The sequence below is a fragment of the Commensalibacter nepenthis genome (genome assembly GCF_029953305.1).
Taxonomy (GTDB): domain Bacteria; phylum Pseudomonadota; class Alphaproteobacteria; order Acetobacterales; family Acetobacteraceae; genus Commensalibacter; species Commensalibacter nepenthis.
Window position 1 is genome coordinate 1605001 of sequence record NZ_JASBAN010000001.1, and the last position, 24508, is coordinate 1629508.

The window sequence follows — 24508 nt, forward strand, 5'->3', positions numbered from 1 at the left end:
AGATTCTGCTAGTAGTGGCGAGCGAACGCGGAACAGGCCAGTGGCTTTAAAGAGGTAAGTAGAATGGTATTGAAAGACCAGTCATAGAGGGTGATAACCCCGTATACGTAATATCTTTAAAGTCCTTGAGTAGGGCGGGACACGTGAAATCCTGTCTGAACATGGGGGGACCTCCCTCCAAGCCTAAATACTCCCTGATGACCGATAGTGAACAAGTACCGTGAGGGAAAGGTGAAAAGCACCCCGACAAGGGGAGTGAAAGAGACCTGAAACCGAATGCTTACAAACAGCTGGAGCCTCTTATGGGGTGACAGCGTACCTTTTGTATAATGGGTCAGCGAGTTTCTGTTTGCAGCAAGCTTAAGCCGATAGGTGTAGGCGCAGCGAAAGCGAGTCTGAATAGGGCATTAGTTGCTGGCAGAAGACCCGAAACCAAGTGATCTAGCCATGGCCAGGTTGAAGGTGCGGTAACACGCACTGGAGGACCGAACCCACGTCTGTTGAAAAAGACGGGGATGAGCTGTGGCTAGGGGTGAAAGGCCAATCAAACTTGGTAATAGCTGGTTCTCCGCGAAATCTATTGAGGTAGAGCGTCATGTATTACCTTGGGGGGTAGAGCACTGAATGGGCTCGGGGGTCCCAAAGACCTACCAAACCTAATCAAACTCCGAATACCCAAGAGTATGAGCATGGCAGACAGACAGTGGGTGCTAAGGTCCATTGTCGAGAGGGAAACAGCCCAGACCACCAGCTAAGGCCCCTAAATGATATCTAAGTGGGAAAGGATGTGGAGATTCCAAAACAACCAGGAGGTTGGCTTAGAAGCAGCCATCCTTTAAAGAAAGCGTAATAGCTCACTGGTCTAATTAAGAAACTCTGCGCCGAAAATGTAACGGGGCTCAAGATATCTGCCGAAGCTGTGGGTGCATATTTATATGCGCAGTAGCGGAGCGTTCTGTAAGTCTGTGAAGGAGATGGGGTGACCCTCTTTGGAGATATCAGAAGTGCGAATGCTGACATGAGTAGCGACAAACAGTGCGAGAAACACTGTCGCCGAAAGTCCAAGGGTTCCTGCGCCAGGTTAATCCACGCAGGGTTAGTCGGCCCCTAAGGCGAGGGCGAAAGCCGTAGTCGATGGAAATCAGGTTAATATTCCTGAACCTGCTAGAAGTGACGAATAGAATATGTTGTCAGATCTTATTGGATTGATCTGGCTTTTGGACTATTCCAGGAAATAGCTCTAGCGGATAGACCGTACCCGAAACCGACACAGGTGGACTGGTAGAGAATACCAAGGCGCTTGAGAGAACGATGCTGAAGGAACTAGGCAAATTACTTGCGTAACTTCGGGATAAGCAAGACCGGATTGTGGGCAACCATAATCAGGTGGCACAGAGCAGGGGGTAGCGACTGTTTAGTAAAAACACAGGGCTCTGCAAAGTCGAAAGACGACGTATAGGGTCTGACGCCTGCCCGGTGCCGGAAGGTTAAGAGGAGGTGTGCAAGCACTGAATTGAAGCCCCGGTAAACGGCGGCCGTAACTATAACGGTCCTAAGGTAGCGAAATTCCTTGTCGGGTAAGTTCCGACCTGCACGAATGGCGTAACGACTTCCCCGCTGTCTCCAGCATCGGCTCAGCGAAATTGAATTCCCCGTGAAGATGCGGGGTATCCGCGGTCAGACGGAAAGACCCTATGAACCTTTACTGCAACTTTGTAGTGGCATCAGGAAAACGCTGTGTAGGATAGGTGGGAGGCTTTGAAGCAGAGGCGCCAGTCTTTGTGGAGCCATCCTTGAAATACCACCCTGAGTTTTTTTGATGTCTAACCATATCCAGTAAGCCTGGATTGGGACCCTGCATGGTGGGCAGTTTGACTGGGGCGGTCGCCTCCCAAAAAGTAACGGAGGCGCGCGATGGTGGGCTCAAGCCGGTCGGACATCGGCTGTTGAGTGCAATGGCATAAGCCCGCCTGACTGTGAGAGTGACAGCTCGAACAGAGACGAAAGTCGGCCATAGTGATCCGGTGGTTCCACGTGGAAGGGCCATCGCTCAACGGATAAAAGGTACTCTAGGGATAACAGGCTGATCTCCCCCAAGAGTCCACATCGACGGGGAGGTTTGGCACCTCGATGTCGGCTCATCACATCCTGGGGCTGGAGCAGGTCCCAAGGGTTCGGCTGTTCGCCGATTAAAGTGGTACGTGAGCTGGGTTTAGAACGTCGTGAGACAGTTCGGTCCCTATCTGCCGTGGATGTCGAGACTTGAGAGGATTTGCCCCTAGTACGAGAGGACCGGGGTGAACATACCTCTGGTGTACCGGTTGTTGCGCCAGCAGCACCGCCGGGTAGCTAAGTATGGAAAGGATAACCGCTGAAAGCATCTAAGCGGGAAACCCCCCTCAAAACAAGGTCTCATTACGGGCCGTGGTAGACCACCACGTTAATAGGTCAGGTGTGAAAGCATGGAAACATGTGCAGCTAACTGATACTAATCGCCCTTGCACTTACACTATAAAACACACATACACTCATATCAGTCACTCTTATAAAATAACCAATTCCAATTAACCAACCATACACTCACAATACCAACCAACACACAAGGGTATATTAGATGACCTGGTGGCAATGGCGGGGAGTGAACCACCCGATCCCATCCCGAACTCGGCCGTGAAAACCCCCAGCGCCCATGATACTATGTCTTAAGGCATGGGAAAGTAGGTCGCCGCCAGGTCTTCTAATATACCCCCCTCTAAATATAAAATAATCCCCATTAAACTAAACACTCAGTTTAAACTTTCTATTACTATTATAAATAAAATAGGATTATCATTTATACTCTGTCCAATATACCTCGCAGAGTAAGAAAATAACGATCTGAACTATCCTTCAAAATAAAGAACGATAACTCTCAGATCTAAAATTAACTGAGATTAACTCAATTCATGTTAATTCAGTTCTCATATGCCAATAGGGAAATCATGCATCCCTCAACTACAAAGGCATATACACCCCTGCGGGGTGGAGCAGCCCGGTAGCTCGTCAGGCTCATAACCTGAAGGTCAGAGGTTCAAATCCTCTCCCCGCTCCCAATCAAATACATGTATAATCTGTAAGAATTAATCGCGTCGTTTACAGATTTTGTTTAAAATAACCATCTAAAACCTCATAGGGAAATTAATTAACTATGTTCGATTATGTCATGACAAATGCTCGTGTATATAAGGTCGTTAAAGATAGGTTTTGCAATCTTATTGGGTAATTATCTAAAGCCTGCGTTGCATAAACATGTGTTTTATTTTCACTATCTACTTCAAAACTATATTGTCTAGGATAATTTAAATATTGTTTTGTGTAAGATCATATAGTTAAATAGACTAATTTTATCGTATAACAGTTAACTTCTGATATTTATAAGTATAAATTATATTATTGATATAATAATTTATAAATTTTAAATGTATTTCAAAGTAATTATTGAAATAATTATTATAATATTACTATTTTTATAAATATATATGTTATAATAACATCATAATAATAATTTATATTACATATTTTATTTATAAAAGGATAGTTTTATTATGGTATTTACAGTAAATGTTAATAAAAAATTGAGGAATATTTTATTAGGAAAAAATGGTTTGTTAAAGGAGGTGAATGGTATAAACGGTATGCCCATTTCTGTTGCACCAGGGTTTCCAGATTTAGAAGATCAATTTAATCAAATGGGTATTACGCATATTTGATTGCATGATTGTTTTGGGATTGGTGATATTGATAATGGTTTTAATGTTACGCATTCAAATATTGATCAGTTAATGATAAACGTTCCTTCTGACCAACAACTTAAAGCAAAACAATTTATTGCTGATTATGCGAATAAAAGAACAATTTTTCCGTATGCTGCTGTTGGTATGCGTAATAACGATCTTACACAAGCTTTAAAAGGTGCGAATTATCAAATTACAGATGATGCTATTCGTCGTATTATGAATAATAATGTCAATGTGAACCCTGGTAAGCTTCAACGACAAATGATGTTTCGCATTGGGCGGACACTTGATGGTGGGTATGAGCCTCCCGAAAATTTTGATATTTATGCGTCGCTAGTTTCTAAGTTAGTAGAGCGTTATTCTTTAAACTATAAAGCGACTGGTTTGCCAAGAAAAGTTACATATTGGGAAATATGGAACGAACCAGATTTAATATTTTTTTGGAATAATAATACACCACAGGTTTTCTATGAATTTTATAGTAAAATAGCAAAAGCTATTAAAGCAGTTGACCCAATAGCGAAAGTAGGTGGGGCAGCTGTTGCTTTTGCATATAATCTCGATGGGGCATATATTGATGGCTTGCTTGGTTATTGTAAAACAACTGAGACTCCGATTGATTTCCTTTCTTGGCACTATTACCATAGCGAACCACAAAGTATTATGGATGTTGGCTATCATATCCAAAAAACTTTAAATAAATATGGTTACAATGATATTGAAAGTCACTGTACAGAATGGAATTCTACCGCAATAGGAACTGTGAATAGTTTAACGAAACTACAATCTGCGCAGAATGCTGCATTTTTGACATCAGTGTTAATATGTATGCAATATTCTAAAATTGATAAAGCATATTATTATCGTGGTGATGGCGCATCTTTTGGTCTGTTTAATGACCAATTTAATCCACAAAGTTGGCCCAATAAGAATTTTTGTACATACGCTGCGCAGGGATTTAATTTATTTACACGCATGTTTGAAACCCCTTATATATTAACCCAAGATAATAATTTTGATACTGGATTAACAACACTTGTTGGCGAAAACGAGGTGGGGAACAAGATCAATATTTTGGCTGCTAATTTTGAAATAGATACGAATTTTATCGACACCAATTTGCCGCCGAATGGCTATTCTTTGTATCAACAATATTATTTAGATTCAAATAGAACAACAAATCAATTAAATGATGATTGGAGCAAAGCTCATTGGTTCGGGGGAGTTGATCCTAGTACTATTCTGTATGATAATGAAGTTCGACAAAAAAAATTGATGCTTCAATTGCCTGTTATTGGGACGTTACCTACAAGAAATATCAGTTACGATCAAAGTCACACAGGATTGACTGTCAATATCACAAATATTGCAGAAAATTATAAAATCACAGCATATCTTATCAAAGAAGGTGGTCGCCTTGATCGTATGACACCAGAAAACGTAACGGCATCTGTGAATAGCTCTCTGATCAATAATGTTTTGTCGATTACGGATTTGGGGGTCACTCCATCAACTGTGACATTATATACTATTGATTTCACAGGTTAAGAGTGATCCCATATAAAGAACTTTTTTAAAAATAATGATAAATTTCTTTTTTTTAATAATAATTAGAGTGGAAAATTATCATTCAAAATATTATTTAGTTTATTGAGTGTATTCAATATTGTTGAGTGAATTTGAAGTATGTATTTTATTTAAAAATGTTATTGGTTTACACTTAATAAATATTATGGATAGTATCCATGGTTTACAACATTGAAAATAATAAATATTACACATGATAGAACTTTTTGAAATTATAGGAATAGGGCTCATTACCCTTTTACCTTTGGCAAACCCTTTAACGGCGGTTGCTTTGTTTCTTAGCTTAACTGAGGATATGAATCAAAAAACACGTAATCAGCAAGCACTGATGGCGGGTGTCTATGTTTTTCTTATTATGATTGTGACATGGTACGCGGGTCAGCTCGTTATGAATACGTTTGGTATTTCTGTGCCAGGGCTGCGCATTGCGGGTGGGCTTATCGTTTGTTTTATTGGTTTCCAAATGCTGTTTCCTGTCAAGAAGTTGCATGAGGTGCCAGAAGTTCATTCTGTGACAGCAGAATTGAAAAAAGAACCCGATACGAATATTGCTTTTGTTCCTTTGGCAATGCCTGGAACAGCAGGACCTGGAACGATTGCAATGATTATCAGCAATGCATCAGCCGTAAAGCAACCAACGGTACATATCTCCGAGTGGGTTATTTATGTTGCTCCAGTGGTGGTGTTTTTTATTATTAGTGCTTTATTGTGGATTTCTTTGCGCAGTTCAATGGTAATTATGCGCATTATTGGAAATAGTGGTGTACAGGCAATATCGCGGTTAATGGGATTTTTGTTGGTATGTATGGGGGTTCAGTTTATTATTAATGGTTCTTTGGATGTTGCAGCGAGCATACATTAAGTTTTTTTAATGGGATCACAACCTCTTGAATTGACCAAATAGCCGGCTTTTGATTTCCTGCTTGAATAAATTGGTTTTAAGGGTTTAAAAAAATGTTTCGTAAAAGTAATTATAAAATATCTTCTGCTTTAATGGTAATTACTTTTTTGTCTGTAACCTATACGGAAAAAGCGGACGCGCAACAATCTTTTCAATTGAAAAAAAGTACGACACTTCAACCAATTGATCGTAACGGCGCTAACGAGGATCCGTCTAAAGAGTTGTTATTTAGCGGATTAAATCATTACTTGAACCAATATGGAATTCAGTTGGGATTAAATTGGGTTACTGAAACTGCTGGGGTTGTCAGTGGTGGTAAGCGCAAAGGTGCTGATTTTACCCAACAAATTGCTTTTTCAGTTGATGTTGATTGGGAAAAGATTATCGGTTGGAAAGGTTTTTCAACTCATGCAATTATTATGAATCGTTCTGGACGTAATGCCAGTGCTGATTATGTAGGGGATTCGCAAATCCAAGCACAAGAAGTTTACGGGGGCGGGTATGCCCGTCTGGTTCGTATGTATGATTTATATGGTGAACAAAAATTATGGCATGACAAGATTGATATCAAGATCGGACGTATGAGTGTTGGTGATGATTATGCACATAGTGCGATTGCGTGTCAGTTTATTTTATTGACCACTTGTGGACATCCCAGAAGCACACAATCTCAACAAGGGTTTTCTGATTGGCCAGGTGCTGTTTGGGGAGGACGTATTTTATATAAAATAACTTCACAAGCTTATATACAAGTTGGCGCGTATCAAAGTACTCCTTGGCCTCAAGGAGGCAGAACGGGTTGGGATTGGGGAACATCACAAACAACAGGCGCTTTTGTCCCAGTAGAAGTTGGATATAATCCTGATATTGGTAAAGATCATTTGGTTGGGCATATTCATGTGGGTGCTGGGATTGACAGCAGCCGTTTTGAAACATGGTCTTCACAAGTAACGGGTTCAGGTAAAAAGGATAATCGTTTTCAATTTTGGATTCAAGCTGACCAAATGGTTTATCGTAATGATCCTGTGGAAGACCATGGGTTATACGTGATAGCGAATTATGGGCATGATGCAGCCACGACATCTACGTTTAAAGATTTTTATAATATTGGTGTTTTAGACCGTGGATTTTGGAAATCACGATCTTACGATCAATTTGGGTTAATGCTGACCTATTATACAGTGCCACGTGCTTTAAGTAGAGCACAACAATATCAAATTAATAATGGAATGGTCACAGGTGCTAATGGAATCTTTAACGGTTTATTGAACGGTGCACCTGGGGTTCAAACCAACAGTTTGTTATTCGAAGCCAATTATGGCATAGCAGCCTATCGTGGGGTGATGTTGATGCCAATTTTTGAATATTTTCATAATGTTGCTGCGACAAAAAGCACTTATAAAGATGCGGTCGTGTTTGGTTTAAAAACAAACGTTACTTTTTAGGGAAACTATTGTATAAATAACTGCTATTCGTTCGTTGAATTGATATCGTATTTAAAAATTTGACACGATTACATAAAATGAAACAGCGGTATTGAACAAAGTGATTAAAAAAATAATTTTATCAGGAGCAGCATTTTTATTGCTAGGAGCATGCAATCCTGAGATGGGGCGATTGCCTCTCGAAAGTGATGTTGGTTGTTTGCGCAAAGAATTATCTTCAGATATGCATTTATCTTTTCAAACAGCTGCCAATTTTTGTCAAAAAAACGATCATGGTGTGCCGTTGCCCTTGAATTTAAAAGGTGCATTGGATCTTCAAGTGCAGGCAGAGCGAGCCAATATTGCGTATATAAATTAAATATGTTCACGCTTTAATTTTTCAAGCAACAAAAACTGGTTTTTTGAATAATGAAACAACCAAAGAACCACAAGAAATCAATAAAAAAACTTGGAAACTGCGTTAATATATGTATTATTTGGGCGTAGTTAATGAAATTACTTAATTTTATATAGGATAAAAATGGTGCCGACACTCGGAATTGAACCGAGGACCTACTGATTACGAATCAGTTGCTCTACCCCTGAGCTATGTCGGCTTGTATATTTTGCTTTTTATATAGGAGCTGAGCATAGACTGCAAGGGTGATAAAAGATTTTTTTTGTAAGTTTATTACAAAATTTATAGATTTATCACAGTATCTATGTTTGCTTGTAAATAAAAAACGATATGTAAGATACATTGACATTGAAACAAGTTGTCAGGTTCACAGTTGATTAAGAGAGATTTTGTGTTAGAGAGTAAAAAAATAAACGAAGCGATACGCATCGTTGATCAAGTGGTGGAATGCCCATCTTGTGGATTAGTGCAAAAATATCCAGAGGTAAAACATGGTGAATTGGTCGCATGTCATCGATGTGGGCTTGAACTTTTTCGACATCCGATCAGCCGGCAATGGGCAGTTCCTTTTGCCTTTGCGATATCATCAGCGATTTTATACGTGATGATGGTGTCGTTTCCCTTATTATCTGTGAATATTTATGGACGAACAAATTCGCTGGGTATTTTGAAAGGTAGTATTGAATTTATGCATCAGAGCTTGGGAAGTGTAGGAGCTTTGGTGGGATTAGTTGTTGTTGTCTTTCCCATTATTATTATCGGTTTGATCCTTAGCATTTTGTATTATTCACGGTTTTTGACATTGCCGGCTTTTTTCCCGAAATTATTGCATTTATACCGATTATTACGACCTTGGTCGATGATTGAAGTCTATATTTTGGGGGTTTTCGTTGCTTATACAAAACTTGTAGGCATGGCTTATGTTGAAATTGATTATTCATTATATGCTATGGTTTTGCTGATGATTACCATGAGCATCACGGATGCGAGTACTGATTTTGCTATGTTGTGGGAACGATGTGCTATTCACAAAATAATGGTTTATCGTGAAAAACAAGTAGAAGTCAGCCATTATCATGCTGATATTTTACCCGAAAATGACTATCTGGCTTCATGTGAATGTTGTGGTTTGGTTTTTACAACCGACACTCGGATTCAAGAAGAGGAACAGCTTGGGATATGTCCTCGATGTGGAAAAAATATCCATAAACGTAAACCAAATAGCTTGAATCGGTCGTTGGCTTTGTTAATTACAGCTTTTGTTTTTTATATCCCAGCCAATCTCTATCCTATTATGAGTACAACAATGATGGGTAGAGTGAGCAGCCATCAAATCTTTGGCGGGGTTGTAGAGCTATGGCAAAGTCAGATGATTCCTTTGGCTTTATTGGTGTTTGTTGCCAGTATTGCTGTGCCTGTTTTAAAAATATCAGGCATAGGATTGATGATTGCTGCGTGCTTAATACGATCAAAAAAATGGCTGGTGATGAGGTCTAAATTATTTCGTGTCATTACCTTTATTGGTCGTTGGTCTATGATTGATGTCTTTATGATTTCCATTCTAATTGCATTAATTCATTTTGATGCGTTGGCAACAGTGCATGCCCATATTGGTATTTTGATGTTTGCTGCTGTGGTCGTGGTTACAATATTTGCAGCAGATACGTTCGATCCCCGTTTAATGTGGGATTATGCCAAAATGAATGAGTCTCGATCCAGTCATACAACAGCAGATAAAAATTAAGTTTCTATACAATTCGTATAAATAGTATTAACATTCAGTAAAAGAAATATGTCTAACAATAATAATGATCAATTACCCTTGGCACCAACACGAAAGATCAAGTTCTCCTTGGTGTGGGTTGTTCCTATTTTAGTCGCTGTACTAGCGATTTATCTGGGATGGAAAGCGATTTATAACGCAGGACCTACGATTACAATTTCATTTGAAACGGCTGATGGAATCGTCAGTGGACAAACACAAGTAAAAAATAAATCGGTTGTTTTAGGTACGGTTAAAAGCGTAAATTTAAGTCAAGATATGCGTCATGTTGATGTGCAAGTTGCGATGACAAGACGTGCTGCCTCTGTGATTTCAAGCAATGCACGCTTTTGGGTTGTTCGACCCCGCTTTAATGGTGCCAATATTTCAGGTCTAGAAACTTTGATTAGCGGTGCTTATATTGCGTTTGATCCAGGAAATTATAAAGTTGGCAAACGACAACGCTCCTTTGTGGGACTGGAATCACCACCTGGAGTGCGTTCTGGGCAACCTGGAACTACTTATACCCTTGCCACTAATAATCTAGGATCTTTGGGAGAGGGCGCGCCTATTTTCTATCGAGATACTGTGGCGGGCGAAGTGTTGAGTTACGACATGCCCAAGGGCGGTGTTGGACCGATTTTATTGCATATTTTCCTAAAAAAACCTTATGACAGCTATTTGCACCCTAATAGTGCTTTTTGGAATGTATCGGGGATTAAATTTGGTTTTGGTGCGACAGGGTTAAATATTGAATTGCAATCTATTCAGGCATTAATGTCTGGAGGTGTTGCTTTTGATGAATTAGATAGACCTTTGGTGGCAGATAAAGAGCATCAAAATAATGAGATCGTTCCTGCCAATACGCAATTTAATCTATATACCGATAGAGATGCTGCGGAAAATGCACGCTATCAAGATAATGTGCATCTTGTAACTTATGTAACGTCTTCGGTAAAAGGGTTATCCAAAGGAAGCAGAGTAACTTTGTTCGGATTACAGATCGGAACCGTACAGAATGTTGCATTAATTATTGATCGTGCCGCCAATAAAACCCGTGCAAAAATCACTATGGATATTCAACCCGACCGTGTTTTTTCATTTCAAAAAAAGTATGATTCTGCAACATTGGCTTTGATTACGAAATCATTGATTGCAAATGGAATGAGAGCAAGTGTCGCCAGTGATAATTTCTTGTTTGGCAGCTCTTTAATTTCATTGAATTTTGTTGATGCGAAGAAACTTATTATCCCGCAAAAAGAAGGCGATGCCTTGGTTATTCCAAGCCAAGCAGGGGGTATGGATGGGATTATGGCTTCTATGTCAACAGTTGCATCAAAATTGGCAGCAATGCCGTTGGATCAGTTGGGTGAAAATCTTAATAACCTCATGGCACATGCTGATGATCGTTTGAATAGTCCAGATGTGACCAAAACGTTAAAAGCAATGCGCCAAACGATGCAAAATATGAGCGATTTGAGTAAGAAAGTGAATAATGGAGCCTCTCCTTTACTAAAGGAATTGCCAGAGATGAGTCGCCAGCTAGATCAAACCTTAAAGAATGCGAATAAATTACTGGGCAGTTATGGTGGTAACACAGATTTCCATCGTAATTTACAAACAATGATTGTTCAGTTAAGCGAAACAGCAAGATCTTTGCGTTTTCTTAGTGATTTTATGACACAACATCCATCTGCTCTTATAACAGGACGTAAATAATGACCAGTTTTAACATAACAAACAGAGTATCGCGCCGTCATCTTTTGAAAACTGTTATGGGCGGGTCTCTTTTAGCCGTAACGGGTAGCGCATTAGCTGCATGCAGCAATTCTGGTCCGACATATTACACGCTTTCCCCTGTACAGGGCAGAGTTTATAATACGAATTCTTCTATTATAGAAGTCAGAACGCCTTCTTTAGCAGGATTTTTAGATAAGGATCGGATTGTTTCAGAAATTAGTAATAACAAATTGACATTATCTTCTTCTGATGCATGGGCGGATAATATTACCAATATGATTGGTCGGGTGATGATGCTAGATCTTGCCCAACGTCTGCCTAACTCACGTGTATTCTTGCAAAATCAAGCAACACAAACAGTCCCACAAGTTTATGTTGAAATGGATATTTCCAGATTCAACCAAGATGCAAGGGGTAAAGCGGTGGTCACTGCTGATTTAGTGATTCGACCTGAAGGGGATAAGCCTGCTCGTTTGAATCGTTTATTGACTTTAGAAAAGGCTCCTGCCGATAGTAGCACGCAAGCATTGGTCGTTGCATTAAGCGAGATGTTGGGCGAGATCGCAGATATGGCGGCGGGAAACCTTGTAAACATACCTGTTACGTCTGAACGTTACTAATTTATATCCTATAGATATGTATTGAAAAGGAAGCTTAGGCTTCCTTTTTTGTAATAGGAACATATTGAGATAATGGATGAATTATATATGTGGATAATATTAGATACAGCTGGCATTCAAGGAAATGAAAAAGGTGTTATTCTTTTGGAAGAGGAGTAATTTAGGGGCTCGTATAACGTTAGAAAGATGTGAGCAATATAATACCATTACAATAGGGATTTATGGTGTTGTGGTCCATACAGTTTTTTGCGACCAAGATTCGAGCTATAAGCTATATAAGGAAATGAAAAAAGATATTCAGGAATTTCTTGCACGGGAAACGACTGAAATAGAGAAACTACAATTTTATGAATTTTTTACTAAAAACTATTAAAAAAGCGCTTTGAACTATTAAAGCGCTTTTAAAACTTACTATTATAATTTTTCGACTTGATTATATTCAAGTTCTACAGGTGTTGAGCGACCAAAAATAGAAACGCTGACTTTCAAACGACCTTTTTCTGTATCTACTTCTTCAACGACACCGTTAAATGAGGTAAATGGACCGTCAGAAACTCTGATTTGCTCACCCACTTCGAAATTGACAGAAGGACGTGGACTATCCGTCCCTTCCTGAGCTTGTTTCATAATTTGCTCGGCCTCTGCGTTAGAAATAGGAGAGGGGCGCATTCTGTTACCCAGAAAGCCTGTGACTTTGGGAGTATCTTTGACTAGATGCCAAGCTTCGTCTGTCATTTCCATTTTTACTAGCACATAGCCTGGGAAAAATTTACGCTCTGTTTGAATTTTTTGACCGCGTTTAACTTCAATTACTTCTTCAGAAGGAACCAAAATCTCTTCGATTTGACCTGTTAAACCTTTTTGTTCTGCTTGTTCTTTGATTTGCTGAACGACTTTTTTTTCAAATCCAGAATAAACGTGAATGACGTACCATCTTTTTGCCATGACTGGCTTAACCCCCTATAAGCCAAACAAAGATTGAATACCAAAGCCGATGACTTGGTCTACAATAAAAAAGAATGCGGAAGCCCCAGCGGCCATGGCAAGCACGGCGGCTGTTGTGACTAATGTCGTGCGACGTGTTGGCCAAGTAACTTTCCTGGCTTCACTACGAACGTCACGCAAAAATTTCGTGGGATTGACCGACACGAAACACCTTTCCTAATTCAAAATAGTACAACATATTATATTGATGAATATAATATATCCGTACGGTTAAAGGACAAGATGAATGTGATTACATTCATGAAATACTATACGTGTCTTTTGGCAGGGGTGGAGGGTCTCGAACCCGCAACCTCCGGTTTTGGAGACCGGCACTCTAGCCAATTGAGCTACACCCCTGCATGATCACTGTGTGACTTTAAACTAGAATCACTCTTTTTGCAAGAACGATCATTTAAAATCATGATTAGGAGAAAAAGCAATGAATTTGATCGAAAGTCAAGAAAAAAATAAACGAAAAAATATTTTTCTATAAAATTAAAAAAAAGACTTGATCTGATAAAAATTTTTGCTAAAAGAGTGTTACATTAGTTGAATGTTTGTATAAACATCATCAATATCCTTGGTATAAGCGGGCGTAGCATAGTGGTAATGCAGTAGCCTTCCAAGCTTCTGAGGAGGGTTCGATTCCCTTCGCCCGCTCCAAATCTTCCCTAAATAATTAAATATAAAATAAGCATAAATTATGCTTGTGGCTTGTGCATTCCTTCTTTCAGTATTTGATGATGCTTTAATATCGATGGCTTAGTAAAATGTCATACGATAAGGCAAAAATGTCATTATGGTGCGGATGATTTTCCTAAAGAGCCATCAATTATTCAAGGTGGTGTTGATTTATTCAATAACGTCAATAAAAAATCAGAAGATTATTCTGTATTAGACCTATTATTTAATTTTAATGATGGCGGCTTGATTGACGAGGATTTTAATCAAGAAGATGCTGAATTTGCTGATGTTTATTATGATGATAAACTGCCATTTTCCAAAAAATATGGATCTTATTTACAAGATTATTGTAGTTTAGATATGCCTTTCTTGAGGGTGCCAAAGAAGAAAGTTATTATTATATTCATTTCTCAAGTGAAAATGGTGTGAAAGTAAAAGTGCTGTTCGACCAACTCTATCAACAATTTATGGATTTGCAGTGTAAATCATAGCTTTTTGTAGAAGAGATTGTAATAAATATGGCGTGACGAAGAGAAGTGTTTGAAAAGGAATTACACTATTTTTAAAAACTCATTTGGTGAAGTATCGTTATTTGTGAGTGAATGGAAACTATATTTCTATTGATAATAAAAAAGGATTTAAAGCAAAAATTAACTGGCAATATTTGAATGTAGGTATGGAATATGCTTGGTCTTTATTTATGGTTGATGCTGATATGATGTCTTTTACCAATTAATTAGATCCGCCTTACCCTTCCAATTTAGCGAATAGCCGACTTATTGATGATATTCTTGAATATCCAAATTGTTATGCGTTTCCACTTTTGATGGCTTTGTATATCATTCAAGAGAATCGTTTGAGTAAAGAGTATATAGATTGGGAGATGTTGTTGAGTGAGGGTAAATCAGGTTATTTTAATGATATATCTTTGAAAATTTCTTTGAATACGATGATTGCACAACAATGGATCAAAGGGGATATGAATAGTCTGTGATATAATGAAATGTGGTTCAAGCATTTAGGTGAATATTTAGTCTCTACTTTTTGTTACTTAAAGATCAAGTTATAAAATAATTTATCATTTATACTTGATCTTCCTTATTTTGACTGTTCTGGGGCTTTTCTTTTTGTAAAAAATCTTTTATCTAACACACAAGTTTAAAGTTACGGGTTTTGTGGTTTTGCGCTGGGGAAAAGATGTTAAGTCGTACAGACTTGCAACAGTCCAGAATTAAACGATGGGCAAAGTGCTTTTTAGTTTTTGTTTTTGATATGGTTTGGTATAGAGTATGTTTTTTATAAACATCTATCCATAATTGTTGGGAAGGTAAAGAAAGCTATATGGCTTTGTTACACTATTCTAGAAGAGAAATGAAAGAATAAACGAAGTGAGTACCGATGCAACAATGGCTGCTGGTGCAGCGTCAACTTTTGCGGCAAATGATCTCAAAGGTCGTTATGCTATTGCTCTTTACGAGTTGGCTGAAGAAGAGCGAGTTTTGAATGAAGTCGTTAGTGAAGTTGAAAATCTGTTAAAAATTATCAACGAAAGCGAATTGTTAAGAGAAGTGTTAAATAATCCTTCTTTTGATACAGCGCAAAGCCGTGAGATTATTGTCGGCACATTAAAACAAGCTGGATTTGGTCAATTGCTGCAAAATTTTGTTGGCGTAATTGCGAATAATCGTCGGCTTGCAAGTTTAAAATCTATTTTATTAGCTTTTTTTGCCTTGGTTGATTTTCGTCGTGGCGTAACAACGGCACAAGTCACCACAGCGCATCCTTTGACGGACAAACAACGTGCCCAGTTAAAAGATCGCTTGGCTCAAGTAGGGTATAATAAAGTAAATATACAAGAGCGTATTGATACAAAGTTACTAGGCGGCTTTGTCGTACGCATTGGGGCTCAGCTCTATGATGCTAGCCTTAAATCTCGTCTTAATCGTCTACATAATGTTATGAAGGGAGCCGCGTGATGGAAATCCGTCCCGCAGAGATTTCGGACATCCTTAAAAAACAAATTGCGTCCTTTGATAAAGAGTCTAACGTTGAGGAAACAGGAATTGTTTTGTCTGTTGGTGACGGTATTGCATTGGTTTATGGCCTGCAAAACGTCATGGCGGGTGAATTAGTATCCTTTGGCAATGGTGACTTGACAGGGATGGCATTGAACCTTTCCAGCGATCACGTTGGGGTTGTTATTTTCGGTAATGATAGCCAAGTGCGTGAAGGGGATACTGTTTCTCGTACGAATCGTGTGATTGATGTTCCTGTTGGAAAAGGTCTTTTGGGTCGTGTTGTTGATGGTCTTGGAAATCCAATTGATGGCAAAGGTCCATTAAAAGACGTTGAACGCCGTTTGGCAGAGGTAAAAGCTCCTGGCATTATGCCTCGTCAATCTGTATGTGAGCCGATGTTGACAGGTATCAAAGCGATTGATGCTTTAGTTCCTATTGGACGTGGGCAACGTGAATTGATTATTGGGGATCGTCAAACAGGAAAATCAACTGTATTGATCGACACCATGATTGCGCAAAAGAAAACCAACGCGTTAAATGATCCAAAGAAAAGCCTGTATTGTATTTATGTTGCTATTGGACAAAAACGTTCAACAGTGGCTCAGGTTGTTCGCACGCTTGAAGAACAAGGCGTTATGGAATATTGTATCATTGTTGCAGCAACAGCTTCTGATGCTGCTCCTATGCAATATATTGCTCCTTATGCAGCGGCTTCTATGGGTGAATATTTCCGTGACAACGGAATGCACGCATTAATCAGCTATGATGATTTGTCAAAACAAGCGGTTGCTTATCGCCAAATGTCATTGTTGCTACGCCGTCCACCTGGACGTGAAGCCTATCCTGGGGATGTGTTCTATTTGCATTCACGTTTGTTGGAACGCGCTGCGAAAATGTCTGATGAATATGGTGGTGGTTCATTGACAGCATTGCCTGTGATTGAAACACAAGCGGGTGACGTTTCTGCATATATTCCGACCAACGTGATTTCAATTACCGATGGTCAGGTTTTCTTGGAAACGGATTTGTTTTACCGTGGTATTCGTCCTGCGGTCAACGTGGGAACATCTGTTTCTCGTGTGGGTTCAGCAGCGCAAACCAAAGCAATGAAACAAGTTGCAGGTAGTATTAAATTAGAACTAGCACAATATCGTGAGATGGAAGCATTTTCGCAGTTTGCGTCTGATCTTGATGCGTCTACCAGAAAATTATTGGCTCGTGGTGCACGGTTAACAGAATTATTAAAGCAACCTCAAAATTCTCCTTATACAATGGAAGAAGAAGTCGTTGTTTTATATGCTGGAACACGTGGATACACAGATGATATTGCAGTCGATAAAATTGCTCATTTTGAAAAACTATTTATCGAAGTCATGCGTTCTTCTGGTTTAGATATTCTTAATGGAATCCGTGATGCTGCTCAAATTACCAAGGAATTGGAAGAAAAATTGGTGGCATTCTTAAAAGATTTCGTTCTTAAGTTCAAGCAAGTTTAAGGAGCATTGCAATGGCTTCTTTAAAGGAATTACGCGCGCGAATTAACAGCGTTAAATCGACTAAGAAAATTACCAGTGCTATGAAAATGGTTGCTGCGGCAAAGATGAATCGTGCTGAAAAACGTTCACGTGAAGCAAAGCCTTTTGCAACAACCATGCAACGCATCTTGGTTAATTTAAAAGAATCTCTGGGCGATCGTCCTGGTTTGCCAAAATTATTGGCAGGGACAGGCAAACAAGATATTCATTTAATTATTCCAATGAGCAGCGATCGTGGCTTGGCGGGTGGATTTAACGGTAATATTAATCGTGCGACACGTGACTTGGTTGAAAAGCTTCTTAAACAAGGGAAAAAAGTAAAAATTTGCCCTGTTGGGTTTAAATCTTACATTTATTTTCGTGGTGAATATAAAGACCTCGTTGTTGGACCCGAAGGTGGCGATCATCGGTTGGGCAATGTAACATTTGAAACGGCTAATCAAATTGCCAGTTTCATTGAAAAAATGTTGCATGAAGAACAATGTGATGTGTGCACCGTGGTTTATAACCAGTTTAAGAATGTTATGTTACAAGTTCCAACGGAACTGTCGTTGATTCCTTTGAATATTGCTGCGACTGAGAAAAAAGAAGAAACCTTGGACGAAAAGCTAGCTGTTCATACGGAGCAATTACAGGCTGAATATTTGTTTGAACCAGAGCCAGAGGAAGTATTACATCGCTTGCTTCCACAAAATCTTCGGGTTCAATTATTTTCAGCCATGCTTGAAACCAATGCTGGAGAGCAAGGCGCTCGTATGACGGCTATGGATAGTGCGACACGTAATGCAGGTAAAGCGATTGATAAGTTGAGCTTACATTACAACCGTACTCGTCAAGCAAATATTACGAATGAACTTGCCGAGGTTATATCAGGTGCAAATGCTGCCTGATTGTTATAATTATTCTGCTAGGAGCTGACCCTATTATGTCGGAAACCGCAATTGAAGAAAAAAACGCAGCATATACTGATTCATCAGCGGGGAATCAGGCTGCATCTAAAAGTAACTCTGTAGGTCGCGTCACCGAAGTCAAAGGTGCTGTTGTTGACGTGCAATTTACTGGTGATTTGCCTTATATTTTGAACGCATTAACTTGTAAAGTTGGCGATCGTAATTTGGTATTAGAAGTCGCACAAGAAATTGGGGATAACCAAGTTCGTTGTATTGCGATGGATTCTACCGATGGTATGGTTCGTGGAATGGAAGTTGCTGATACAGGACATCAAATTCGTATGCCTGTTGGTAATGAAACATTGGGTCGTATTTTAAACGTTATTGGTGAACCTATTGATGAACTAGGTCCAATTAACGCTAAAAGCTACTCGCCGATTCATCGTGAAGCACCTTCTTTTGAAGAACAAAGTGCAGCAAGTGAAATCTTGGAAACAGGTATTAAAGTTGTTGACTTGCTTTGCCCGTATCTTCGTGGGGGTAAAGTTGGCTTGTTCGGTGGTGCTGGTGTTGGTAAAACCGTTTTGATTCAAGAGTTGATTAACAATATTGCAATGAGGCATGGTGGTGTGTCTGTGTTTGCTGGTGTTGGTGAAAGAACTCGTGAAGGTAACGATTTGTATCACGAAATGAAAGATGCTGGCGTTATCAAAATTGATGGAAGTAACACCGATGGTTCAAAAGTTGCTCTTGTTTATGGGCAAATGAATGAACCCCCTGGGGCACGTGCTCGTGTTGCTTTATCTGGTTTGACTGTTGCTGAATATTTCCGTGATGAAGCGGGACAAGACGTATTGTTCTTCGTTGATAATATTTTCCGTTTTACCCAAGCGGGCTCTGAAGTATCTGCATTGTTGGGTCGTATTCCATCTGCTGTGGGGTATCAACCTACATTGGCAACGGAAATGGGTAATTTGCAAGAACGTATTACCTCTACGAAAAAAGGTTCTATTACGTCAGTGCAAGCCGTTTATGTGCCTGCTGATGACTTGACAGATCCTGCGCCTGCAACCACTTTTGCTCATTTGGATGCAACAACTGTGTTGAACCGTTCGATTGCTGAACTTGGGATTTATCCTGCGGTTGATCCCTTGGATTCTACCTCTCGTTCATTGGATCCACGTATTGTTGGTGAAGAACATTATGAAGTTGCACGTAGCGTTCAAAAAATTCTACAAAACTATAAATCTTTGCAAGACATCATTGCAATTCTAGGAATGGATGAGTTATCTGAAGAAGATAAAAAAGTTGTTTCACGTGCACGTCGTATTCAACGTTTTCTTTCTCAGCCTTTCCATGTTGCTGAAGTCTTTACGGGTATGTCTGGTAAACTGGTTCCAGTTAAAGATACTGTACGTTCCTTTAAAGAAATTATTGATGGTAAGCATGATGATTTGCCAGAAGCAGCGTTCTATATGGTAGGAACCGTTGATGAAGCAATTGCAAAGGCAGAAAAAATGAAACAAGATGCTAAATAAGCATTTTGTACAGCTATAAAGGAAGACAGTAATGTCGATACAACTTGAAATTGTCAGCCCAGAGAAAGTTGTCGTTTCTCAAAAGGTCGATATGGCTGTTTTACCCGGTTTAGAAGGTGATATTGCTGCAATGGAGGGTCATGTTCCTATGATCCTTCTCCTTCGTGGGGGTGTTATTGATCTTTATGAAGGTGACAAAATTACGAATAGTTTTTTTGTTGAAAACGGTTTTGCTGAGATGCAAGAGGCAAAATGCACCGTACTTGCCAAAGAAGTCAAAAAACTAGACGAGCTATCTGAAGATGTCGCGAGTCAACGGTTGGCTGACTTAGAGGAAAGTTTCAAAGAAGCTGCTAAGGGTAATGATGCTGAAAGACAACGTGAGTTAATTGATGAAATTCAAAATGCTCGTGTTATGTTAGAGTTAGCTACCTCTGTAAAGAAGTAGCCTTTTAATTCTAAAGAGGGAGGTATTTATTATCTTCCTCTATATGCTGGAACTTCTTGCTCTGGGATCCAAACTTTTTCAGGTGGCGCATCTGTTTGCCAAAAAACATCGATCGGCATTCCGCCTCTGGGATACCAATATCCCCCAATTCTCAGCCATTTTGGTTTTAATAATTTTACAATCGTCGAACCAATTTCGACGGTGCATGCTTCGTGAAAAGAACCGTGGTTACGAAAGCTAGATAAATATAATTTTAAAGATTTGCTCTCAACGATCCATTTTTCAGGAATATAATCAATCACAAGATGGGCAAAGTCAGGTTGTCCTGTAATTGGACAAAGAGACGTGAATTCTGGCGCGGTAAAACGAATAGTATAATCATATTCTTGATAGGGTGCTGGTACGCGTTCCAGTTTTGCGTCTTGTGGTGATTGCGGTAAAGGAGTGTTTTCCCCAAGTTGGGTAAGGTGCTTTTTTAAATCAGGTGATTTGGACATAATATGATATTCATTGTTTGATAGGGTTATTTATTTGAAATAGTATAAATTGAACTCTCAAAATATTCTATCTTAATATGAAGATATGTAAGAGAGAGATTGATATATGTTTACAAAAGAAGAAAAAGATAAAGCAAGATATTTTAAGTTCTCCTTTCATCCTTTGAATGAATTAGAGCATTATTTACAACCTCGATTTTTACCTGTTATCGAACAAAATCCAGACCTAGACGTTATTGAAAATCATTCGATTACTATTCCTAAACATATCATTTTATTTTGGCATGAGGCAACTCCTCCAAAAGATGTGCAGGATTCTATTGATAAAATCCGTCTTCATAATCCGACTTATCAAGTATTACTATTTGATGAACAATCCGCAGGTCAATTTATTCAACAAAATTATGGACAAGAATTTTATTATTTATACGCGCGCCGTTGTGTCCATCCCTCAATGAAATCAGATTTTTTTCGGATGTGTTATTTGGCACAAAAAGGGGGCATATATGTGGATATTGATATTGATTGTGTAAAAAGTTTAGAAGAAATCTTTAAAAATTATGCATTTGATTGTTTGTTATTTTATTCCAGAGGGCAGCCTTGCTGTATTGATAATGACTTTATTGTTTGTCAACCTAATAATCCCATTATCGCAGCTGTTTTAAAAAAAATATGTGACAATTTAACTGGCGAATATAGTTTTTCGAGTGTGTGGGAATGTACGGGGCCTGGTGCAGTTTCGATGGCAGTGATGGAAATTTTGATGCAAGGGATTATTGATGATGCAATGGATCATGTGGGATTAAACCGTTTACAGTTAATCGAACATCATTTGATGACCAAAGCATATTATCATATGGAGTTGGAATATAAAAAATCGCAAGAAGGAAATTGGCGATATTTTAAATTACCAACACGTTTAAATGTATTATAGTTTTGATAGTGATACCAATATGGTATTTCATCAGTGAGAATATATTTTTGCTTATGTGATTTTTAATTAAATCGAGTAGAAAAATATTTAGAACTAAAGTGAAATATGATAGATTTATTCTTCGGAAAAATTAATTTTTAAAAGTATATGACCAATTTACAAAAATTTTCTAAGCCTGTGATGATTATAGACAATGAGTCGTTACAGAAGATGGTTGCATCTTTATTACAAGAAAAATTCATTACAGTGGATACGGAATTCGTTCGAGAACAAACCTATTGGCCTGAATTATGTCTGGTGCAAATGGCAGGAACGGGAACTGTATATTTATTGGATATATTGTCACCTGATATTGATTTATCATTACTATTACCTTTGTTAACTGCGTCATCGGTTGTAAAGGTTTTTCATGCAGCGCAACAAGATTTGGAAATATTTTTACATTTACTGGGTGTATTGCCTGCGCCTGTTTTCGATACACAAGTTGCAGCGATGGTGGCGGGATTTGGGAATCAAATTGGGTATGACAGTTTGGTTGAATCGTTATTAAAAGTAACGATCGATAAATCACATCGATTTAGTGATTGGGCGATGCGCCCTTTGACAGCGGCACAACAAAATTACGCGGCAGCAGATGTGACGTATTTGTGGGATGTTTACCTTGTTTTATTGCAGAAATTGCAAGATACGAATCGACTAAGCTGGGTTGCCGCTGAAATAGATGTGTTATCTGATCCCAATTTCTTTTTACCGCCGTTAACAAAGATATGGAAACGGTTGCGTCCCAAGACGAATAATCGTCGTGTATTGGGATGTTTATACGCTATTATTCAGTGGCGTGAAGAAGAAGCACAAAGGCTGAATATCCCAAGGCAACATTTGGTCAAGGATGAAAGTCTACTTGCGATTGCTGCTGCTTTACCTGATAGTGTTAAAGCGTTGTCTCGTATTCGTGGCATTTCACAAGGGTTCGCCGAGGGGAAAGAAGGTGGAAATTTGTTGACAGTGATAAAAACTGTAAAAAATACGGATGTTGAATCATTGCCTCTGCCTATTCCAGTCGAATCGAACAAGAGAAAACCGTCTGAAGCAATGATTTCTTTATTAAAAGTATTGCTGCAGGCTAAATGTGAATTATATCAAGTAGCTCCGAAATTAGTTATTGATAGCAAAGATATTGAAAAACTGGCATTGGGAAAACGTGATTTGCCTGTATTATCTGGGTGGCGACATGATGTATTCGGACAGGATGCGATTGACCTTTGCAATGGGCAACTCATTTTAGGGGTTCGAGATCAAAAAATAGAATTAATCAAACGTTAATTGATTTTCAGCTTGAGAATAACTAATTGTATAAATGACATCGATATTAAGGGGACGGTAAGCGTTATGGAATGGAATGAAGAAGCCGTAGCACGGTTAAAAGAGTTATGGGCGCAAGGGTTGTCTACTGCTGAAATAGGGCGACATTTGAATGTGACAAAGAACGCAGTGGTGGGCAAGGCGCATCGTTTGGGTTTGGAAGGGAGACCTTCACCGATTCGTAGAGCAGCTGCCGCTAAAAAGGAAAAAGTAGTAGCACCAGTTGCGGCAAAACCTGAGCGTAAACCAGAAGAAAAAGCTGTAAAAGTTGCAAAGCCAAAAGCAGAAAAAATCGAAAAAGTTCAAAAAGAAAAGCTTGCTCCAGCTGTGAATTCTGCAAAAACCGCAGAAGTTACACAGTTAGAGATGGTGGCACCTGTTGTAAAGAAAGAGGTTAAACCTGCAAAGAAAACAAAAATTGAGTTTTCAACGCCAGTGGAATTACCAAAGAGACGTTCAATGTCGGATTGTTGTTGGCCTATTGGGGATCCTGGGACTAAGGATTTTCACTTTTGTGGTGCCAAGGCCATTCCTGGCAAGCCTTATTGCTTAGAGCATGTTCAAATTGCCTATGTTAAATTAAGAGATCGTAAAAATAACGTTGCTTAATGTATTTTGTTTCTCTCAACTTTAATGGTTCAGAGAAACAATAAGTTACATTAGTCGAGTTTAGGCTCAACTGTATTTAGAAGTTCGTCAGCAATAGAAGTTTCTTCGTTATGTTTAGATTCGGTTTCAGAGTGGCTAATTGTTGCTTTGGGCTTGTCAGCAGTAATCATCTCAATTTGCCCCGTAATTTGTCCGCCATCTTCGACTTTTAGGCGACGACATTTTGCTTTGCCAATTAAACGACCTGTTGCTGTTACAACCAAGTTTCCTTGTGCAACAATATTTCCCTCTAAAGTGCCTGTAATTTCGATGTCTTGAGAATCGACCTCGCCTTTAAGAAGACCTGCTTTTTGCACAATGATTTTTTTTGTTTTAATTGTATTGGTTTCGACAGTGCCTTCGATAATTAATGTTTCAACGTCTTCTATTACGCCTTGGATACGAATTCCTTGTCCTATTGCAAGGGTGCGACGATGAGATGCATTATCATGATGTAAAGAACTATTTGTACCATAAGTGCGTTCTGTATTGGGAAGGAGTGTATTACGGTTAATTAGTTTCTTCTCTAATGTTGGGGGTAAGTTATTTTTCATAAAGTTAGAGCCTTCATCATGATTTGGGATAAAATAAAGATTGTATGATTATAAGGTTGTTCTTTAAAACACTAATCTTCATATAGTTGATTAAGGTTAAAATTGTAAATCATAATTAATAATTATATACCAGTTAATATGATTAAATCTAGGTTTTCATAATCAGAATAACGAAAAACTAGATA

At 38.8% G+C, this 24508-nt stretch carries 23 protein-coding genes, 4 tRNA genes and 2 rRNA genes (1 of these 29 cut by a window edge); 23 read left to right on the forward strand and 6 right to left on the reverse strand.

Going from position 1 to position 24508, the window contains the following annotated elements:
- The 8 genes from QJV33_RS07480 to QJV33_RS07515 all read left to right on the forward strand — a co-directional run.
- Positions 1-2511 (forward strand): 23S ribosomal RNA (locus tag QJV33_RS07480) (it extends 225 nt beyond the left edge of the window).
- Positions 2512-2618: 107 nt separating this feature from the next.
- Positions 2619-2734: ribosomal RNA gene (gene rrf, locus QJV33_RS07485) — 5S ribosomal RNA — on the forward strand.
- A 281-nt stretch (positions 2735-3015) separates the two neighbouring features.
- Positions 3016-3092, forward strand: a tRNA-Met gene (locus tag QJV33_RS07490).
- 492 nt (positions 3093-3584) lie between these two features.
- On the forward strand, positions 3585-3749 hold the full coding sequence (locus QJV33_RS07495) for a hypothetical protein (protein WP_281462737.1): 165 nt from the start codon (positions 3585-3587) through the stop codon (positions 3747-3749).
- Positions 3750-5324: a GH39 family glycosyl hydrolase gene (locus QJV33_RS07500; RefSeq protein ID WP_281462738.1), complete on the forward strand. Its 1575-nt coding sequence runs from the start codon at positions 3750-3752 to the stop codon at positions 5322-5324.
- A gap of 232 nt (positions 5325-5556) precedes the next feature.
- Entirely contained in the window at positions 5557-6225 is a 669-nt protein-coding gene (locus tag QJV33_RS07505) for a MarC family NAAT transporter (RefSeq protein WP_281462739.1), read from the forward strand.
- A gap of 92 nt (positions 6226-6317) precedes the next feature.
- Positions 6318-7709: a carbohydrate porin gene (locus tag QJV33_RS07510; protein ID WP_281462740.1), complete on the forward strand. Its 1392-nt coding sequence runs from the start codon at positions 6318-6320 to the stop codon at positions 7707-7709.
- A gap of 100 nt (positions 7710-7809) precedes the next feature.
- Positions 7810-8067, forward strand: a complete 258-nt coding sequence (locus QJV33_RS07515) for a hypothetical protein (protein ID WP_408869652.1) — start codon at positions 7810-7812, stop codon at positions 8065-8067.
- A gap of 163 nt (positions 8068-8230) precedes the next feature.
- Here the strand turns inward: QJV33_RS07515 and QJV33_RS07520 are convergent.
- Positions 8231-8305: transfer RNA gene (locus QJV33_RS07520), tRNA-Thr, on the reverse strand.
- Positions 8306-8497: 192 nt separating this feature from the next.
- On the opposite strand from QJV33_RS07520, the gene QJV33_RS07525 reads away from it, so the two are divergent.
- Genes QJV33_RS07525 through QJV33_RS07535 form a run of 3 tightly spaced genes read left to right on the forward strand, consistent with a single transcriptional unit; the run spans position 8498 to position 12228 of the window.
- Positions 8498-9850, forward strand: a complete 1353-nt coding sequence (locus QJV33_RS07525) for a paraquat-inducible protein A (protein WP_281462741.1) — start codon at positions 8498-8500, stop codon at positions 9848-9850.
- Positions 9851-9898: 48 nt separating this feature from the next.
- Positions 9899-11587: a PqiB family protein gene (locus QJV33_RS07530; RefSeq protein WP_281462742.1), complete on the forward strand. Its 1689-nt coding sequence runs from the start codon at positions 9899-9901 to the stop codon at positions 11585-11587.
- Positions 11587-12228 carry a PqiC family protein gene (locus tag QJV33_RS07535; protein WP_281462743.1) on the forward strand — a complete coding sequence of 214 codons (642 nt, stop codon included), beginning with the start codon at positions 11587-11589 and terminating at the stop codon, positions 12226-12228. The genes QJV33_RS07530 and QJV33_RS07535 overlap by 1 nt, the downstream gene beginning before the upstream one ends.
- A 414-nt stretch (positions 12229-12642) precedes the next feature.
- Here QJV33_RS07535 and nusG read toward each other — a convergent pair whose 3' ends face one another.
- The 3 genes from nusG to QJV33_RS07550 all read right to left on the reverse strand — a co-directional run bounded on the left by nusG (position 12643) and on the right by QJV33_RS07550 (position 13572).
- A complete protein-coding gene (gene nusG / locus QJV33_RS07540) occupies positions 12643-13173 on the reverse strand; it encodes a transcription termination/antitermination protein NusG (protein ID WP_281462744.1) in 531 nt (176 codons plus the stop codon).
- Positions 13174-13188: 15 nt separating this feature from the next.
- Positions 13189-13377, reverse strand: coding sequence for a preprotein translocase subunit SecE (gene secE / locus QJV33_RS07545; RefSeq protein ID WP_281462745.1), 189 nt, complete (start codon positions 13375-13377; stop codon positions 13189-13191).
- Positions 13378-13495: 118 nt separating this feature from the next.
- Positions 13496-13572: transfer RNA gene (locus QJV33_RS07550), tRNA-Trp, on the reverse strand.
- A 232-nt stretch (positions 13573-13804) separates the two neighbouring features.
- Here QJV33_RS07550 and QJV33_RS07555 point away from each other — a divergent pair.
- The 9 genes from QJV33_RS07555 to atpC all read left to right on the forward strand — a co-directional run bounded on the left by QJV33_RS07555 (position 13805) and on the right by atpC (position 20328).
- Positions 13805-13878 (forward strand) — tRNA-Gly (locus tag QJV33_RS07555).
- A 171-nt stretch (positions 13879-14049) separates the two neighbouring features.
- On the forward strand, positions 14050-14328 hold the full coding sequence (locus tag QJV33_RS12080; RefSeq protein WP_456305230.1) for a DUF7832 domain-containing protein: 279 nt from the start codon (positions 14050-14052) through the stop codon (positions 14326-14328).
- A gap of 169 nt (positions 14329-14497) precedes the next feature.
- Positions 14498-14635, forward strand: coding sequence for a hypothetical protein (locus tag QJV33_RS07560; protein WP_281462746.1), 138 nt, complete (start codon positions 14498-14500; stop codon positions 14633-14635).
- 120 nt (positions 14636-14755) lie between these two features.
- Positions 14756-14893 (forward strand): hypothetical protein, encoded by a 138-nt coding sequence (locus QJV33_RS07565; RefSeq protein WP_281462747.1) that lies wholly within the window; start codon positions 14756-14758, stop codon positions 14891-14893.
- Positions 14894-15305: 412 nt separating this feature from the next.
- On the forward strand, positions 15306-15875 hold the full coding sequence (gene atpH, locus QJV33_RS07570) for an ATP synthase F1 subunit delta (protein ID WP_281463403.1): 570 nt from the start codon (positions 15306-15308) through the stop codon (positions 15873-15875).
- A complete protein-coding gene (gene atpA / locus QJV33_RS07575; RefSeq protein ID WP_281462748.1) occupies positions 15875-17413 on the forward strand; it encodes a F0F1 ATP synthase subunit alpha in 1539 nt (512 codons plus the stop codon). The genes atpH and atpA overlap by 1 nt, the downstream gene beginning before the upstream one ends.
- 11 nt (positions 17414-17424) lie before the next feature.
- On the forward strand, positions 17425-18342 hold the full coding sequence (locus QJV33_RS07580; RefSeq protein WP_281462749.1) for a F0F1 ATP synthase subunit gamma: 918 nt from the start codon (positions 17425-17427) through the stop codon (positions 18340-18342).
- Positions 18343-18377: 35 nt separating this feature from the next.
- Complete coding sequence (gene atpD / locus QJV33_RS07585; protein ID WP_281462750.1) at positions 18378-19880, forward strand: F0F1 ATP synthase subunit beta; 1503 nt, start codon at positions 18378-18380, stop codon at positions 19878-19880.
- Between the two features lie 31 nt (positions 19881-19911).
- On the forward strand, positions 19912-20328 hold the full coding sequence (atpC, locus tag QJV33_RS07590; RefSeq protein ID WP_281462751.1) for an ATP synthase F1 subunit epsilon: 417 nt from the start codon (positions 19912-19914) through the stop codon (positions 20326-20328).
- 29 nt (positions 20329-20357) lie between these two features.
- On the opposite strand, the gene queF is transcribed toward atpC, so the two are convergent.
- Complete coding sequence (queF, locus tag QJV33_RS07595) at positions 20358-20825, reverse strand: preQ(1) synthase (protein WP_281462752.1); 468 nt, start codon at positions 20823-20825, stop codon at positions 20358-20360.
- Between the two features lie 106 nt (positions 20826-20931).
- Here queF and QJV33_RS07600 point away from each other — a divergent pair, with 106 nt between their 5' ends.
- The 3 genes from QJV33_RS07600 (at position 20932) to QJV33_RS07610 (ending at position 23730) form a co-directional block, all read left to right on the forward strand.
- Positions 20932-21759, forward strand: a complete 828-nt coding sequence (locus tag QJV33_RS07600; RefSeq protein WP_281462753.1) for a glycosyltransferase family 32 protein — start codon at positions 20932-20934, stop codon at positions 21757-21759.
- 147 nt (positions 21760-21906) lie between these two features.
- The gene (rnd, locus tag QJV33_RS07605; RefSeq protein ID WP_281462754.1) at positions 21907-23082 is read left to right on the forward strand and encodes a ribonuclease D; all 1176 of its coding nucleotides are present in this window, start codon (positions 21907-21909) and stop codon (positions 23080-23082) included.
- Positions 23083-23148: 66 nt separating this feature from the next.
- On the forward strand, positions 23149-23730 hold the full coding sequence (locus QJV33_RS07610; RefSeq protein WP_281462755.1) for a GcrA family cell cycle regulator: 582 nt from the start codon (positions 23149-23151) through the stop codon (positions 23728-23730).
- 50 nt (positions 23731-23780) lie between these two features.
- On the opposite strand, the gene QJV33_RS07615 is transcribed toward QJV33_RS07610, so the two are convergent.
- A complete protein-coding gene (locus QJV33_RS07615; RefSeq protein ID WP_281462756.1) occupies positions 23781-24323 on the reverse strand; it encodes a bactofilin family protein in 543 nt (180 codons plus the stop codon).
- Positions 24324-24508: the final 185 nt, after the last annotated feature.

Bases quoted from the DNA above. Each gene is read 5' to 3' on its own strand.
- QJV33_RS07495 (WP_281462737.1), top strand. From the start codon at position 3,585: ATGGTATTTACAGTAAATGTTAATAAAAAATTGAGGAATATTTTATTA.
- QJV33_RS07505 (WP_281462739.1), top strand. From the start codon at position 5,557: ATGATAGAACTTTTTGAAATTATAGGAATAGGGCTCATTACCCTTTTA.
- QJV33_RS07510 (WP_281462740.1), top strand. From the start codon at position 6,318: ATGTTTCGTAAAAGTAATTATAAAATATCTTCTGCTTTAATGGTAATT.
- QJV33_RS07530 (WP_281462742.1), top strand. From the start codon at position 9,899: ATGTCTAACAATAATAATGATCAATTACCCTTGGCACCAACACGAAAG.
- QJV33_RS07535 (WP_281462743.1), top strand. From the start codon at position 11,587: ATGACCAGTTTTAACATAACAAACAGAGTATCGCGCCGTCATCTTTTG.
- nusG (WP_281462744.1), bottom strand. From the start codon at position 13,173: ATGGCAAAAAGATGGTACGTCATTCACGTTTATTCTGGATTTGAAAAA.
- atpH (WP_281463403.1), top strand. From the start codon at position 15,306: ATGGCTGCTGGTGCAGCGTCAACTTTTGCGGCAAATGATCTCAAAGGT.
- atpA (WP_281462748.1), top strand. From the start codon at position 15,875: ATGGAAATCCGTCCCGCAGAGATTTCGGACATCCTTAAAAAACAAATT.
- QJV33_RS07580 (WP_281462749.1), top strand. From the start codon at position 17,425: ATGGCTTCTTTAAAGGAATTACGCGCGCGAATTAACAGCGTTAAATCG.
- atpD (WP_281462750.1), top strand. From the start codon at position 18,378: ATGTCGGAAACCGCAATTGAAGAAAAAAACGCAGCATATACTGATTCA.
- atpC (WP_281462751.1), top strand. From the start codon at position 19,912: ATGTCGATACAACTTGAAATTGTCAGCCCAGAGAAAGTTGTCGTTTCT.
- queF (WP_281462752.1), bottom strand. From the start codon at position 20,825: ATGTCCAAATCACCTGATTTAAAAAAGCACCTTACCCAACTTGGGGAA.
- QJV33_RS07600 (WP_281462753.1), top strand. From the start codon at position 20,932: ATGTTTACAAAAGAAGAAAAAGATAAAGCAAGATATTTTAAGTTCTCC.
- rnd (WP_281462754.1), top strand. From the start codon at position 21,907: ATGACCAATTTACAAAAATTTTCTAAGCCTGTGATGATTATAGACAAT.
- QJV33_RS07610 (WP_281462755.1), top strand. From the start codon at position 23,149: ATGGAATGGAATGAAGAAGCCGTAGCACGGTTAAAAGAGTTATGGGCG.
- QJV33_RS07615 (WP_281462756.1), bottom strand. From the start codon at position 24,323: ATGAAAAATAACTTACCCCCAACATTAGAGAAGAAACTAATTAACCGT.